Annotated in this window: 12 protein-coding genes and 3 tRNA genes; 6 read left to right on the forward strand and 9 right to left on the reverse strand. The window is 69.3% G+C overall.

Features of this window, described 5'->3' with window-relative positions:
- The first annotated feature begins 498 nt into the window (after window positions 1–498).
- A complete protein-coding gene (locus IMZ11_RS30000; protein ID WP_228645789.1) occupies window positions 499–903 on the forward strand; it encodes a hypothetical protein in 405 nt (134 codons plus the stop codon).
- Between the two features lie 97 nt (window positions 904–1,000).
- On the opposite strand, the gene IMZ11_RS30005 is transcribed toward IMZ11_RS30000, so the two are convergent.
- The 7 genes from IMZ11_RS30005 to IMZ11_RS30035 form a co-directional block, all read right to left on the reverse strand.
- Window positions 1,001–1,074 (reverse strand) — tRNA-Met (locus tag IMZ11_RS30005).
- A gap of 295 nt (window positions 1,075–1,369) precedes the next feature.
- Window positions 1,370–1,443: transfer RNA gene (locus tag IMZ11_RS30010), tRNA-Met, on the reverse strand.
- 295 nt (window positions 1,444–1,738) lie between these two features.
- A tRNA-Met gene (locus IMZ11_RS30015) sits at window positions 1,739–1,812 on the reverse strand.
- Between the two features lie 53 nt (window positions 1,813–1,865).
- A complete protein-coding gene (locus tag IMZ11_RS30020) occupies window positions 1,866–4,760 on the reverse strand; it encodes a UPF0182 family protein (RefSeq protein ID WP_228645790.1) in 2,895 nt (964 codons plus the stop codon).
- A gap of 103 nt (window positions 4,761–4,863) precedes the next feature.
- The gene (locus IMZ11_RS30025; protein WP_228645791.1) at window positions 4,864–5,910 is read right to left on the reverse strand and encodes a PDZ domain-containing protein; all 1,047 of its coding nucleotides are present in this window, start codon (window positions 5,908–5,910) and stop codon (window positions 4,864–4,866) included.
- A gap of 50 nt (window positions 5,911–5,960) precedes the next feature.
- On the reverse strand, window positions 5,961–6,383 hold the full coding sequence (locus tag IMZ11_RS30030) for a molybdenum cofactor biosynthesis protein MoaE (RefSeq protein WP_228645792.1): 423 nt from the start codon (window positions 6,381–6,383) through the stop codon (window positions 5,961–5,963).
- Window positions 6,384–6,442: 59 nt separating this feature from the next.
- Window positions 6,443–7,513, reverse strand: coding sequence for an NAD-dependent epimerase/dehydratase family protein (locus IMZ11_RS30035; protein ID WP_228645793.1), 1,071 nt, complete (start codon window positions 7,511–7,513; stop codon window positions 6,443–6,445).
- 82 nt (window positions 7,514–7,595) lie between these two features.
- Between IMZ11_RS30035 and IMZ11_RS30040 the strand changes: the two genes are divergently transcribed.
- The 3 genes from IMZ11_RS30040 to IMZ11_RS30050 are packed head-to-tail and all read left to right on the forward strand — an operon-like array spanning window position 7,596 to window position 10,415.
- A complete protein-coding gene (locus IMZ11_RS30040; RefSeq protein WP_374462979.1) occupies window positions 7,596–8,843 on the forward strand; it encodes a zinc-dependent metalloprotease in 1,248 nt (415 codons plus the stop codon).
- Window positions 8,840–9,388, forward strand: a complete 549-nt coding sequence (locus tag IMZ11_RS30045) for an NUDIX hydrolase (RefSeq protein ID WP_228645794.1) — start codon at window positions 8,840–8,842, stop codon at window positions 9,386–9,388. The genes IMZ11_RS30040 and IMZ11_RS30045 overlap by 4 nt, the downstream gene beginning before the upstream one ends.
- Window positions 9,389–9,428: 40 nt before the next feature.
- Window positions 9,429–10,415 carry an endonuclease/exonuclease/phosphatase family protein gene (locus IMZ11_RS30050; RefSeq protein ID WP_228645795.1) on the forward strand — a complete coding sequence of 329 codons (987 nt, stop codon included), beginning with the start codon at window positions 9,429–9,431 and terminating at the stop codon, window positions 10,413–10,415.
- 25 nt (window positions 10,416–10,440) lie between these two features.
- Here IMZ11_RS30050 and IMZ11_RS30055 read toward each other — a convergent pair whose 3' ends face one another.
- Together IMZ11_RS30055 and IMZ11_RS30060 are read right to left on the reverse strand one after the other, a co-directional pair.
- Window positions 10,441–11,016 carry a hypothetical protein gene (locus IMZ11_RS30055; protein ID WP_228645796.1) on the reverse strand — a complete coding sequence of 192 codons (576 nt, stop codon included), beginning with the start codon at window positions 11,014–11,016 and terminating at the stop codon, window positions 10,441–10,443.
- Window positions 11,013–11,528: a M48 family metallopeptidase gene (locus IMZ11_RS30060; RefSeq protein WP_061259266.1), complete on the reverse strand. Its 516-nt coding sequence runs from the start codon at window positions 11,526–11,528 to the stop codon at window positions 11,013–11,015. The genes IMZ11_RS30055 and IMZ11_RS30060 overlap by 4 nt, the downstream gene beginning before the upstream one ends.
- Window positions 11,529–11,709: 181 nt before the next feature.
- On the opposite strand from IMZ11_RS30060, the gene IMZ11_RS30065 reads away from it, so the two are divergent.
- Together IMZ11_RS30065 and IMZ11_RS30070 are read left to right on the forward strand one after the other, a co-directional pair.
- Complete coding sequence (locus IMZ11_RS30065) at window positions 11,710–12,774, forward strand: ThiF family adenylyltransferase (protein WP_228645797.1); 1,065 nt, start codon at window positions 11,710–11,712, stop codon at window positions 12,772–12,774.
- A complete protein-coding gene (locus tag IMZ11_RS30070; protein WP_228645798.1) occupies window positions 12,771–14,111 on the forward strand; it encodes an AarF/ABC1/UbiB kinase family protein in 1,341 nt (446 codons plus the stop codon). Before IMZ11_RS30065 ends, IMZ11_RS30070 begins: the two co-directional genes overlap by 4 nt.
- Window positions 14,112–14,164 lie beyond the last annotated feature (53 nt).

The raw sequence follows: 14,164 nt of genomic DNA on the forward strand, positions 1-14,164 counted from the left end.
AGCCCACGCCGTCCCATGCCTGAACCGCTAAGCGGAAGGGGAGGGAAGGCGCCGGGCTGCGCCGACTCGAGAAGACTAGCAGCCTCTCCGGAGTGATCGAGACGCATTCCGTCACAACCCGATGCCGGGAGTGGCGCCGCCTCCCTTCGGCCGGCCATGCCCCGCCAGCCACGCTCCAACCCGACGGTGGCACGGGGATATCGGTGGATATGCCGACGAGGACCGCCGGACCGGTAACTCCCGAAGCGTCCGCAGCGATACCCGGGAAAACGGGCAGTTCAGCGGGGACAACCAGATCCGCCTCTCAAGCATCTAAGTAGCACTACGGCGACGAGGCCGGCACGGGGTGGGGACGAGGAGATCGGCATCAGTGATGAGGTCCGCATCGCAACCTGTCGTCAAGCCGTCCGCAATCGCCACGCCTTACGAAAGCAGAGTGGGAGTCCTTGTTTGGCGCCATCCCGGCCGCCCGGGCTCTCGCCGGTGGAGGTAGCCATAATGACGCGGTCGGAGTTCGACGACATCCGGGCACACATCACGGCCGAGGCCCGGCACGCGGCTGACCTGCTGCAGATCGCGAGCGAACTGCTCGACGACCTCGAGCAGGCCCGGGTGCGCGAGGCGACCCTGCGCTCCTACTACCTCAGCCTGCTGACGGCCGCGCGCGCCACCGTGGCCGCGTCGAACGCGGGTGATCCCGCACCGATGACCTTCCTGGTGCACGAACTCGACAAGCACGGGCAACTGCCGGCCGACGACGCCGAGGCCCGGCGCATCCTGTCCGACGCCAAGACGGCCCAATCGCTGATCCCGCTCCTCGAGGACGAGGCACCCGCGCGCCGGTCGCGGCCGAACGGCAGGTCGAGGAGCTGCGTCGGCGTGAGCCGTACGTTGCCGCGGTGATCGGCGACCCCCGAGCCGCCCTACCGCAGAGAAACAGAGATCGAAAAAGACGAAGGCCCTGGTCGCCGGTTTCCCGGTGACCAGGGCCTTCGATCAGTAGCGGGGACAGGATTTGAACCTGCGACCTCTGGGTTATGAGCCCAGCGAGCTACCGAACTGCTCCACCCCGCGTCGGTGTGTGTCTACAGACTACCCATGTGCGAAGGGAGGAGCAAACCAATAGGTTCACCCGCCTCCCACGAGCATGAATCACCGTCAATGACCATCCGGACAAATGGCGTAATTTCCGGATAAACCGCTCCGGTTGCCTGGCTGTATCCCTCTACGGTTGCCGGGCCGCGTCCGCTCCTCCTGTACGGCGGGAAACCTCCGGTGGAGCGCGGACGGCCCTGGCACGACAGGTGACATTACAAGGAAAGACGAAGGCCCTGGTCGCCGGTTTCCGGTGACCAGGGCCTTCGATCAGTAGCGGGGACAGGATTTGAACCTGCGACCTCTGGGTTATGAGCCCAGCGAGCTACCGAACTGCTCCACCCCGCGTCGGTGTGTGTCTACAGACTACCCATGTGCGAAGGGAGGAGCAAACCAATAGGTTCACCCGCCTCCCACGAGCATGAATCACCGTCAATGACCATCCGGACAAATGGCGTAATTTCCGGATAAACCGCTCCGGTTGCCTGGCTGTATCCCTCTACGGTTGCCGGGCCGCGTCCGCTCCTCCTGTACGGCGGGAAACCTCCGGTGGAGCGCGGACGGCCCTGGCACGACAGGTGACATTACAAGGAAAGACGAAGGCCCTGGTCGCCGGTTTCCGGTGACCAGGGCCTTCGATCAGTAGCGGGGACAGGATTTGAACCTGCGACCTCTGGGTTATGAGCCCAGCGAGCTACCGAGCTGCTCCACCCCGCGTCGGTAAGAAGAACATTACCCGGCACGCGAGGTGGAAGCAAATCGGTCCGTCGCTATGAGCTCTTCGAAGGTGACGGCTTCGGCTCGGACGGGGTCGAGGACGGCGTCGGTGACGGCGTGGCCTGCGGTTGATCCTTATGCAGCGCCTGGAGCTCGTTCAGGGCGTCGCTGAGTCGCTTCTGGGCGTCCCCGTACTCGGTCCATTTGGGCGGGGTCGCGGACAGGGCCTTCTGTGCGTCGTCATAGGCGGCCTGCGCCTTCTCGATCACACCCTTCAGGCTGGGATCGGCCGCGGGCTTACCCTCCGGGGGCGTGTTCTCGTCGGGCTTGGCCGGTTGCTCGACCGTGGTGCCGAACACCTGGTTCAGCGCGTCCTTCAGGGTGTCGGCGGAGCCGACCCTGTTGCCGAACATCACCAGGACTCGCCGCAGGATCGGGTACGGCTCCTGGCCCGCCCCCGCCGCTGTCTGCACGTACACGGGCTCGATGTACACGAGCCCGCCGGCGAAAGGCAGGGTGAGCAGGTTGCCGTGCACGATCTGTGCCTTACCGAGCCCGAGGATGTTCAGTTCGCCGGCGAACCGGTTGGTGAACGTGTTCTGCACCTGGCCAGGGCTGGCGATCGTGGTGTTCGCCGGCATCCGGAGGATCCGCAGCTTCCCAAAGCCGGGCCCGGCGGTGGAGTCGACCGCCATGAAGGCCGCGAGGTTCGGCCCCTGCTTCGGCACGAAGGTCGTGGTCAGCGAGAACGCAGGCCCGCTGGACCCCGGCATGTTGACCGACAGGAAGTAGGGCGGCTGCTTGATGTTCTTCTCGTTGGCCGACGGGTCGTCGGGGACGTTCCAGAAGTCCTGGCCGCCGTAGAAGGACTCCGGGTTGGTGACGTGGTAGCGGGACAGCACGTCACGCTGGACCTTGAACAGGTCCTCGGGGTAGCGCAGGTGGTCCTGCAGCTCGGGCTCGATCGTGTCCTTCGGCTTGATGATCCCGGGGAACGCCTTCTCCCAGGACTTCAGGATCGGGTCCTCGGTGTCCCACTCGTAGAGCGTCACCGTGCCGTCGTACGCGTCCACGGTGGCCTTGACCGAGTTCCGGATGTAGTTGATCTGGTCACGCGGCTGCGGCGCGATCACTCCCGGGTTGGTCGAGGTGTCCCGGATCATGTCCGAGAAGCTCTTGCTCTGGGAGAACGGGTACTCGTTCGCGGTGGTGTACGCGTCGACGATCCAGACGACCCGCCCGTTGACGATCGCGGGGTACGGATCCGAGTCGAGGTTGAGGAACGGCGCCACCTTGGCGACGCGCTGGGCCGGAGTCCGGTCGTACAGGATGCGGGACTGCTCGTTGACGTCGCCGGACAGCAGCATGTTGATCTCGCCGTACTTCGCGGCGTAGAGCAGCCGGTTGAAGAACGAGCCGACCGGGACGCCACCCTTGCCCGCGTAGGAGGTGTTCTCCTGGCCCGTCGTCCCGTCGACGGGGTAGTCGAGCTCCATCTTCTCCTTGCCGCCGACGATGGCGTAGTCCTTCGACTGCTCGCCGAAGTAGACGCGGGGCTCCTTCAGCCCTGCGCTCGGGACGAGCGAGCCGGAGACCGGCATGTCCTTGGCGTCGAAGTTCGGCAGGCCCTCGCTGTCCACCTCGCTGCCGGGAGCGGCGACGAAACCGTATCCGTGGGTGTAGACGAGATGCCGGTTGATCCAGTTGTTGCGATCGGACGGCGGGCCGGTTATCTCGCGTACGGCGACCACGTGGTCGCGTACGACGCCGTCGGCGTCCTTGTACCGGTCGACGTCCAACTGCTCGGGGAAGTCGTAGAAACCGCGGATGCGCTGCTTCTGCTGGAAGGTCTTGGCGACCAGTGTGGGGTCGAGGAGCCGGACGCCCGCGACGGTCTCGTCGGTGGCGGCCCCCTTCTGCGGGGTGGCCTGCGCGTCGTACGTGACGACGTCCGCGTCGGCGACGCCGTACGCCTCACGGGTCGCGGCGATGTTCCGCGAGATGGACGTCCCTTCCTTGCCCTGCTGGTTGGGACGCACCTGGAACTGCTCGACCAGGACCGGATACACGCTGCCGATGAGGATGGCCGACAGGACCAGGAGACCGAAGGCGGCTCCCGGCCACATGCCGCCGGGCCGGATGATCCCCGCAAAGAAGATCAGCGCGCAGATCAGCGCGATGACGGCCAGGATGCCCTTCGCCGGGAGCACCGCGTTGACGTCGGTGTAGGACGCGCCGTCCACGATGCCGCGGGTGGAGAACACGAGGTCGTAGCGGTCGAGCCAGTACGCGGCGGCCTTGAGCAGGACGAAAACGCCGAGCAGTACGGACAGGTGGACCCGCGCGGCCCTGGAGGCGTGCACGCCGCCGGGCGAGGCGATCCGGAAGCCGCCGTATAGGTAGTGCACGATCGCCGCGGCGACGATCGACAGGACGATCGCCGTGAACAGGAAGTTCAGCACCGTCCTGAGGAAGGGGACGGTGAACATGAAGAACGCGATGTCGAGATGGAACAGCTCGTCCTTCTTGCCGAAGGGCGTGGAATTCGCGAACAGCAGCCACGTCTTCCACTGGCCGGCCGTGGAGGAGCCCGTGAACAGGGCCAGGACGCCCATGCCGACGAAGAAGAAGAGCCGGCGGTGCGGGTCGACGGCGAGGCGGTAGCGGTCGGCCCCCTGCGGGGAGCCGAACATGCCGGGGCCGAACATCGGTCGCGTCCGGTGCGCCAGGGCCATGTTGCCCCCGACGATGCCGGCCATGAGGACGGCTCCCACCACGAACAGCAGGATCTGCGTCACCAGCATGGCCGAGAACACCGACGAGAAGTCGACCGAGTCGTACCACAGGAAGTCGGTGAATATCGCGGTGAAGATGAAGAACAATACGACGATCGCCACGAGAGCGATCACAACGGGAATGAGCAGTCGCGGCCGGCGGGGCAAGCGCATCGCCCGACCGGCTCCGGGGCTCCGGAAGCTCAACGCCAACCCCTTGTCTCAGAACAACGGTCCGTGCCTGGCAACCTACACCGCGAAACGGCCGGTCGTGATTTCAGTTCTTGGTGCATGCTGGGACGTCACCCGTGCCGGTGCGCAGCGCGTCGATCGCCTTGATGGCGCCTTCGAGGGTCTCGACCTTGACCAGGCGCAGCCCGTCGGGCACCGCGCGTACGGCCTGCGGGCAATTGAGGGCAGGGGTGAGGAAGATCGTCGCGCCCGCTTTCCTGGCCCCGACCATCTTCTGCTCGATGCCGCCGATCGGGCCGACCGCGCCGTCCAGGGTGATCGTCCCCGTGCCCGCGATGGACTTGCCGCCGGTCAGGGCACCGGGGGTCAACTTGTCGTAGATGCCCAGCGAGAACATCAGGCCGGCGCTCGGGCCGCCGATGTCGCCGACGCTGATGTCGACCTTGAAGGGCGGCTTGTACCTCATCCCCATGGTCACGCCGACCCTGGCCTTGCCGTCCTTGCCCGCGACGGTGCCGAGGACCACGTCGGTGGAGGTGCCCTTCCGGTTCACCGTGAGCCGGACCTGCTCGCCCGGCTTGAGCTTCCGCACGGCCGAGGCGACGGTGTTCTGGTCAGTGGCGGCCGCGCCGTCCACCGCGGTGATCTCGTCACTCACCTGCAGCTTGCCGTCCGCGGGAAGCCCCTTCTCCACGACGGCCACGGAGACGACCTCGGGAACGGGGATCTTCAGCGCGTGCAGCGCCGCGATCGTCGCGTCCTCCTGCGAGGTGGTCATCTGCAGGGTGTTCTGCTGCTCGACCTCCTTGGCGGTCGTCTTCCTCGGGAAGATGGTCTCCTCCGGGACGACCGCGATGGTGGGGTCGACCCAGCCGCGCAGCGCGGTGAGCAGGTCGATGCTGTTGCTCGGCCCGCCCTGGTAGGCGACGGTCACCATGCTCAGCTTGCCGTCGGTGGGATAGGTCGTGTGCCCCGAGATCGTGATCACGGGTTTGCCCTTGACGTCGCCGATCGTGTTCTCCGTCGGCCCCGGGCTCAGCACGACGTACGGCACGGGCAGCAACGCCGCGGCGACCGCGAGGATCACGGTCAGGAAACCCGCCACCAGCAAGGTGAGAGCGCGTCGGGACATGGTCAGACTCTATGTGCTGCGACCGACGGCCCCGCACATCAGCACGGCCGTCAGCACGCGCCGACCCACTCCGCGGCGCCGTCGGTGAAAACCTGGTGCTTCCAGATCGGCACCTGGTGCTTGAGGTCGTCGATCAGCTTGCGGGACGCCTCGAACGCCTCCCCTCGGTGGGGGCAGGCCACGGCCACGATGACCGCGATGTCCCCCAACTGGAGGTCGCCGACGCGGTGCACGGCGGCCAGCGCGGTCACGGGGAAGTCGGCGGCGACCTTCTCGGCCACCCTCCGCAACTCCTCCTCGGCGGACGGGTGGGCCGAATAGGACAGGAGTGTCACCTGCTTGCCCTGATCCTCTTCACGGACCGTCCCCACGAAGATCGTGGTACCGCCGGCCGCGTGGTCTCCGACCGCGCTCAGCACCTCGTCCACAGACAGCGGGGTGTCACGAATGGCCAGTAACCGGATGACGTCCACGTCCCCGAGGTTAGTACGGCGCCGGCCCGCGGAACACGGGCGGCGCCGTACCGGCCGGGTCAGACGCGGCGCTTGCGCCTCGCGGCGCGGACGATGGCCGCGGTGCCGATGACGGCGACGGTGGCACCCGCCGCGGTGAGGGTGGCGTCCTTGCCGGAGAGACGGCGGCCGACCACGGCGTGCTTGCCCTTGCGCTGGTCGAGCAGTTCCTGCAGGGCGGCGTCGTTGGTCCACGCGGGTTTCCACCCGGCGGCGCGCAGCGCGGCGCAGTCGACGACCCACGGATAGACGACGTAGTGCAGGTCGGTCGCCGGGGCCGGGGTGATGCCGAGCCGGTGCAGCCGCTGTGCCGTACCGAAGGTCAATCCGGCGGGCAGCTCGAAACGGCGCAGGCCGGAGATCTCCTCGGCCTGCTCCATCTCCAGCCATCCGTCCGACCCGACCGCCACGACCCCGCTGACGTGCCCGAGCGCGGCCGTCTCCAGCGCCGACACGAGGTCGTCGATGTGGCAGAACTGCCAACGCGGCAGCGATCCCTTGACGACGAGCAGGCGCGGAGCCTCGAAGTGGCGGGTGATCACCGTGTCGATGCCCGGGCCGACCAGCGCGGCGGGTCTGAGCACGGTGACCCCGAGACCGGGATGCGAGCGGAGTGAGCGCCGCACCAGGGCCTCGATCTCCAGATGGTCGCCGACGACGCCGGTGTCGGGCTCGGCCGCGACCGGGGAGTCCTCCGCGAGCGGCACCGGATTGTCGCCGGCCGCGCCGTACACCATCGCGCTGGTGACGAGAACGACGCGGCGGACCCGGGCCGCGGCGGACGCGGTGAGCACGGTCTGGGCGGCGCGCAGGTTGTACGCCCGGCGCTCGTCCGGGTCGGAGTCCAGGGAATAGTCGCCGCCCAGATGGACCAGGACGTCGACGTCGGATATGCGGTTCGCCAAGAGCGGATCGCGGATGTCGAGAACACGCCAGGTGACATCCGGCACATCTCCGCGCTGGTCGTCGATGGCCACGACGCGGCGGAAATCCGCAGACGAGGCGACTTTCGCGAGGAACGCCCTGCCGAGACCGGAGGCGGCGCCCGTGACGGCGACTACGGGCGGACGAAGGCGTTTCGAGGTTGGCACGAGGTCCTCACTTTGCACTGATCCGCCCCACGGCGGATAACGTGGCGGATGTGGACTCCTCCATCCTGCACGAGGTGGCGCGGTGACTGACCTGCCAGGTCGTGAAAATGACCCCAACGAAAACCCGTTCGCCATGTTCGGCAGCCCGGAGCAGATCGCGGCGGCGATGCGGCAGTTCGCGGACATGCTGTCCGCCCCGCAGAGCGCCGGGCCTGTCAACTGGGACATGGCCAAGAACATCGCACGACACGCCGTGGTCGCCGAAGGGGACCCGAGCGTCATGGAGGGCGAGCGACGACAGATCGTGGACGCCCTCAATCTCGCCGACCTCTGGCTGAACGAGGCCACCACGCTGCCCAGCGGCGTGACGAGCCCCCAGGCGTGGAGCCGGTCCGAGTGGATCGAGAAGACCGTTCCGGTCTGGAAGCAGCTGTGCGAGCCGGTCGCCGCCCGCATGGTCGAGACCATGGGCGGCACGCTCAGCGCCACCGGCCTGCCCCCCGAGGCGCAGGCCATGGCCGGGCCGCTCATGGGCATGCTCAAGCAGATGGGCGGCATGATGGTCGGGCAGCAGCTCGGCCAGGCGCTCGGCACGCTCGCCCGCGAGGTCGTCGGCTCCTCCGACATCGGCCTGCCGCTGTCGGACACGGCCGCGTTGCTGCCCGGCGGAATCGCCGCGTTCAGCGAGGGCCTGGAGACGCCGGCCGAGGAGATCAGGATCTATCTCGCGCTGCGTGAGGCGGCCCACCACCGGCTGTTCCAGCATGTCCCGTGGCTGCGGGCGCACCTCCTCGGCGCCGTCGAGGAGTACGCCAGGGGCATCACCGTGGACGTCTCCGCCCTCGAAGGGAAGCTCCAGGGGCTGGATCTGAACAACCCCGAGCAGCTTCAGGAGATCCTCGGCGGCGGCGAGCTGCTCAAGCCCGAGGAGACCGAGCGGCAGAAGGCCGCGCTGGTCCGCCTGGAGACCGCGCTCGCGCTGGTCGAGGGCTGGGTCGCCACCGTCGTGGACGAGTCCGCCGAGGGCAAGCTGCCCTCCGCGACCGCGCTCGCCGAGACCGTACGGCGCCGCCGCGCGACCGGCGGGCCCGCGGAGCGGACCTTCGCCACCCTGGTCGGCCTGGAACTGCGCCCCCGGCGGCTGCGCGAGGCCGCGGCTCTCTGGAAGGCGCTGACCGCCGAGCGTGGCGTCGAGGGCAGGGACGCCGTCTGGAGCCACCCCGACCTCATGCCCACCGCCGACGACCTGGCCGATCCCGACTCCTTCGTCAAGGGCGAGGCGAGGTTCGACCTGTCCGCGCTGGAGGAGCCCAAGGACGACGAGGAGTGAGCCTCCACCGGGACGCGCACGCTGTACTCACCGGGTGGACGGCGCCGACCGCGGACGAGGAGCTGCTCAGGAAGGAGTTCCTGGAGCACCTCGACACGTACGAGGACGCCATGTGGCGCGGCTGCGCGGCCGGCCACCTGACGGCGACCACCGCGGTGATCTCGCACGACGGCGCCCGGGTGCTGCTCACCCTGCATCCGAAAGCCGGGATGTGGCTGCCCATGGGCGGCCACTGCGAGGTCACGGACGGTTCGCTCGCCGAGGTCGCTCTCAGAGAGGCGACCGAGGAGTCCGGCATCACGGGTCTCACGCTGCTGCCCGGGCCGCTGGCCCTGGACCGGCACCAGGTCTGGTGCCATCCGCCGCACAGCTGGCACCTCGACGTCGAGTACGGCGCGGTCGCCCCGCCCGGGGCCGAGGCGGTGATCAGCGACGAGTCGCTCGACCTGCGCTGGTTCCCGATCGAGGAGATCCCCGAGCCGAGCGACGAGGCGACCCGGCGGCTCGCCGCCCGCGCCCGGTCTGCACAGGATCCGCACATCTGACTTACGCGGCCTTGCGGTTCCAGTCGCTAGGGTCGGCGACATGACTCAGGTCGACGTGGGCGGCGTCATCACGACTCCCCGGCACCGCCGGCGGCTGCCGAGGCCGCTGGCCTGGATCGCCGTGGTGCCGTGCGCGGTATGGGCGCTGGTCCGGCTGGCCGGCGTCGACGGGCCCGTCCTCACCGAGCTGATCACGGCCACGCCGTATGTGGCGCTGTTCTCGCTGTTCGCGGCCCTTCTGGCGCTGGGGTCGCGCGGCCGGGCCGTCGTCGCCGTCGCGGCGGCGTCGTCCACCCTGCTGGCGTTCATGGTGCTGCCCCGCGCGTTCGGCGACACCCCGGCGGCGACCGGCCCGTCCCTGCGGATCCTCACGATCAACCTGTTCTTCGGGCGCGGCGACGCCCGTACGGTGATCGACCTGGTCCGCCGGTTGCGGCCGGACATCCTCAACACGCAGGAACTGGATCCGCGGGCGGTCGAGGCCCTGGACGCGGCCGGGCTGGGCACGCTCATGCCGTACAGCCACCTGCAGCAGGAGTACAGCGCGTCGGGCAGCGGCATCTACTCGCGCTATCCGCTGACGAAACTGCCCGATTTCGCTCCTTCGGACGGGCACCACATGCCGTACGTCCGGTTCTCCCTGCCCGGCGGGCAGGCCGTCGAACTCGTCGACGTGCACACCATGGCGCCTCTCGGGCCGGACGTCGCCACCTGGAAGGAGGCGTTGCGTTCGTTGCCCCCGGCCGTCCCGGGAACGGTCCGCGTCCTCGCCGGCGACTTCAACGCGAGCCTCGACCACGCGGCCCTGCGCGAGGTGCTCGGCCGGGGGTACCTGGACGCGGCCGACGCCACGGGGACCGGGCTGCGCACGACCTGGCCCGCGAACCGGCGCCTTCCTCCGCTGATCACCATCGACCACGTGCTCGTGGACGAACGGGCGTCGGCGGTCGACGTCAGCGTCCACGACGTGCCGGGTACCGACCACCGCGCGCTGTTCGCCGAGTTGCGGCTGCCCTCTTCGCCCTGACCGGCGGGGGCCGCCGGGAGGAGCGCTAGCCGAGGAGCGCCCGGGTGTTGTCCCAGCCTTCCAGGCCGGGGTCGAGCCGCCCCACGTCGACCGGCTTCCTGAGCCGGTGCCAGCCGGGGCCGGTGGCGACCATGCGGGGGCCGGGCGCCTGGCGGCGGAGCCGTCCGACCAGGTCGGGGTCGTCGAAGTCGGGGTCAGCCCAGGTCGGCAGCGGCAGCCGCGCCGCGACGGCGACGGCGCCCCCGCCCTCCGCGGGGCAGACCGCCATCTCGGCCCGGCCCAGCGCGCGGAAGAGCTTGCCGATCAGCAGGGGCGGCAGATCCGGGGCGTCGGCGCTGACCACGACCCCCTCGGTGCCGTACGGCAGGGCGGCGAACGCCTCGGCGGGCGAGCCGATGGACAGGACCGGCGTGCCCGGCCAGGCGATCTCGTCCAGTCCGGGCACTCCGGCGGACAGGATGACCGGCTCGACCAGTTCGAGACCGGCGACCATCTCGTAGGTGTCCTCGGCGACGGCCATGAGGAACTCGGCCGGATCGACTCCGGGAGGCGCCCCGTCGGCCATGCCGGGGGTGACGAGGACGGCCGCGACGCGGGTCAACACTCCTCCGCGGAACCGCTGGCCGCCATGGAGAAACCCTCCAGGAAGCCACGGGCGCGCTCCGCCTTGGGGTAGCGTTCGACCAGCGCCCAGAAGCGGGGACCGTGGCTCGGGACCAGCAGGTGGACCAGCTCGTGCATGATCACGTAGTCTACGACCCACGCGGGCATCCCCCGCAGGCGCGTCGACAACCTGATCGTGGCATGATCCGGTGTGCAGGATCCCCACCGGTGCTGCTGGTTCTCGACCCAGCGCACGCTGTTGGGCAGCGCTCTGCCGTCCAGATAGCGAGTGGACAGCTCCCTCGCGCGGTCGAGCAGATCGTCGTCGCTGAGGCGTCTTCGCTGCTCTTTCGCGGCGAGCCGGTCGAGCATGCGGCGCACCCACTGCTCCTCGTCGGTCGTACTCAGACCGGCAGGAAGCAACACGATGGTCTTGTCACCATCGCGGTACGCGGAAACGGTTCGCCGCCGACGTGTGCTCCGACGAACCTCGACTGTCTCGGGGGGCACATATGCAAGGTAGCCGACAACTGCCTGTTTCCACAGGGGGTCAATGACGTTCTCCCTGGTCAATCAGGCGAACACCGGCCGACCGTACGGGAAACGCGGACCCCGCGTCTCCCACCGGCCACAGAAGTTATCCACAGGGCACAAACACGGCCTCACCTGGTGTGACTAATCTCACGCTGCTATGAGACCTCGTCTGAAGACCGCCCTGCGCCGCGTGGAAAGAGACGGCCGCACCCTCCAGTTCGGCGTCCACCCGGCACGCGCGACCGTCCTGACGGACCTGGAACCCGCCGTGCGCCGGCTCGTCGAGAGCCTCGACGGCACCCGCACGCTCGATGAGGCCGTGTCCGCGAGCGGCCTGGACGCGGGCGCCGCCCGCGAGGTGATCGCCCTGCTGGTACGGCACGGCCTGGTGGAGGACGCGTCCGCCCGGCCCGGCGAGCTCTCCGCGCTGTCCCGCGAGGAGCGCGAGCTGCTCCGTCCCGAGCGTGACCGGCTCTCCCTCACGTCCGCGGACGGCGGGCTCGCCGGGCTGCGGCGCAGGAGAGCGGCGCACGTCCGGGTGTACGGAGCGGGCAGGGTGGGCGCCCAGGTCGCCTCCCTGCTCGCCGCCTCCGGCGTCGGTCACCTCTGCGTCGTCGACGCCGGCACGGCCCGGCCCCAGGACGTGGCGCCCGGCGGGCTGGGGCGGCCGGAGGTGGGGGCGAGTCGTGAGGAGGGCGCGGTCGAGGTCGCCCGGCGACTGGCCCCCGGCGTCAACGCCTGGACCGGCAGGACCGCCTCACACCCCGCCGACGGTGCCCGCCGTCCCGACCTGGTGATCCTCGCCCCGGTCGAGCCGCTCGACTCTCTTCTGGTGCGCGAGCTGCACGCCGCCGGCATCCCGCACCTGCTCGTCAGCGCGTACGAGGGGTGCGGATGCGTCGGGCCGCTGGTGATCCCCGGAGTCACTCCGTGCCTGCGTTGCCGAGATCTGTTCCGGCGTGACCGGGACCCCTCCTGGCCCGCCGTCCAGGCCCGCCTTGGCGGCTTCCCCGCGGGCGAGATCGCGTGCGACGCCGCCCTCTCCGCGCTGGTCGCCGCACAGGCCGCGGGGCAGGCGCTCGCCTGGCTCGAAGGCGCGGCTGTGAGCAACGACACACTGGAGATAACACCCGACTGGGACTGGCGGCGGCGCGCCTACGACCGCCATCCGAGATGTCGTTGTAGTCGAAACCGTCGAAATTCGCTAACAATGGTCGCGTGAGTGACCTTCCGCGACGTGCAATGACGCGCTCGGCGAAGCTGGCCGCCCTTCCCCTGGGGTTCGCCGGCCGGACCGCACTCGGCCTGGGGAAACGGATCGGCGGCAAGTCCGCCGAGATCGTCGCCCAGGAGATCCAGCAGCGTACGGCAGAGCAGATCTTCAAGGTGCTCGGCGAGCTCAAGGGCGGCGCGATGAAGTTCGGCCAGGCGCTGTCCATCTTCGAGGCGGCCCTGCCCACGGAGATCGCCGGGCCGTACCGCGCGACGCTGACGAGGCTGCAGGACGCCGCTCCCGCGCTGCCCGCTCCGGTCGTCCACAAGGTCCTGGCGGAGCAGCTGGGCGACGACTGGCGGGAGAACTTCCTGGAGTTCGACGACGCGCCGACCGCGGCGGCCTCGATCGGTCAGGTCCACAAGGCGGTGTGGCACGACGGCCGTCCCGTGGCGGTGAAGATCCAGTACCCCGGCGCGGGCAAGGCGCTGCTGTCCGATTTCAACCAGCTGGCGCGACTTGGGAAGCTCTTCGGGGCGCTGCTGCCCGGCCTGGACGTGAGGTCCGTGCTGAGCGAGCTGAGGGAACGGGTGGCCGAGGAGCTCGACTACCTCAGCGAGGCCGAGGCGCAGCACGCGTTCGCCCAGGAGTTCCGCGACGATCCCGACTTCTTCGTACCGGACGTGATCGCCGCGAACGAGCAGATCCTGATCACGGAGTGGATGTCCGGCAGCGCGCTGTCCCGGATCATCACCGACGGCACCACCGAGGAGCGCGACCTCGCCGGGCTGCTGCTGGTCCGCTTCCTCTTCTGCTCTCCCGCCCGGGTCGGCATGTTGCACGCCGATCCGCACCCCGGCAACTTCCGGATGATGGAGGACGGGCGTCTGGGGGTGCTCGACTTCGGTGCCGTCAACCGGCTCCCTGACGGCTATCCCCGGATGTTCGGCACGCTGACCCGGATCTTCAACCAGGGCGACATGGAGGCGGTGGTCCAGGGGCTGCGCGACGAGGGGTTCATCCGGCCGCACATCGACGTCGACGTGGACGCTCTGCGGGTGTTCCTCGCCCCCTACGTCGAGCCCACCCGGGTGGAGGAGTTCACCTTCAGCCGCGAATGGCTCCAGCGGCAGGCGGCGGCCGTGGCCGACCTGCGGCCGGGCAACGTGGTGCGCCAGCTCAACCTTCCCCCGTCGTACGTGCTGATCCACCGTGTGCACGCGGCCGGTGTGGGCGTGTTGTGCCAGCTCGGCACGACCGCCAGGTTCCGCGACGAGGTGATCACCTGGGTCCCGGGCTTCTCCGACGAGGAGCCGGAGGAGGACACCGCCCTCACCACCGTCTGACCTGACGCGGTGTCCGGTCCCGGCCCGCCCTCCGGGAGGCCCCGGCGCGGTTC

Origin of the sequence: Microtetraspora sp. AC03309, from assembly GCF_020826795.1 — a bacterium.
Lineage (GTDB): Bacteria > Actinomycetota > Actinomycetes > Streptosporangiales > Streptosporangiaceae > Microtetraspora > Microtetraspora glauca.

Excerpts from the sequence above, each read along its gene's own strand:
- IMZ11_RS30000 (WP_228645789.1), top strand. The coding sequence starts at position 499 with ATGACGCGGTCGGAGTTCGACGACATCCGGGCACACATCACGGCCGAG.
- IMZ11_RS30020 (WP_228645790.1), bottom strand. The coding sequence starts at position 4,760 with ATGCGCTTGCCCCGCCGGCCGCGACTGCTCATTCCCGTTGTGATCGCT.
- IMZ11_RS30025 (WP_228645791.1), bottom strand. The coding sequence starts at position 5,910 with ATGTCCCGACGCGCTCTCACCTTGCTGGTGGCGGGTTTCCTGACCGTG.
- IMZ11_RS30050 (WP_228645795.1), top strand. The coding sequence starts at position 9,429 with ATGACTCAGGTCGACGTGGGCGGCGTCATCACGACTCCCCGGCACCGC.
- IMZ11_RS30065 (WP_228645797.1), top strand. The coding sequence starts at position 11,710 with ATGAGACCTCGTCTGAAGACCGCCCTGCGCCGCGTGGAAAGAGACGGC.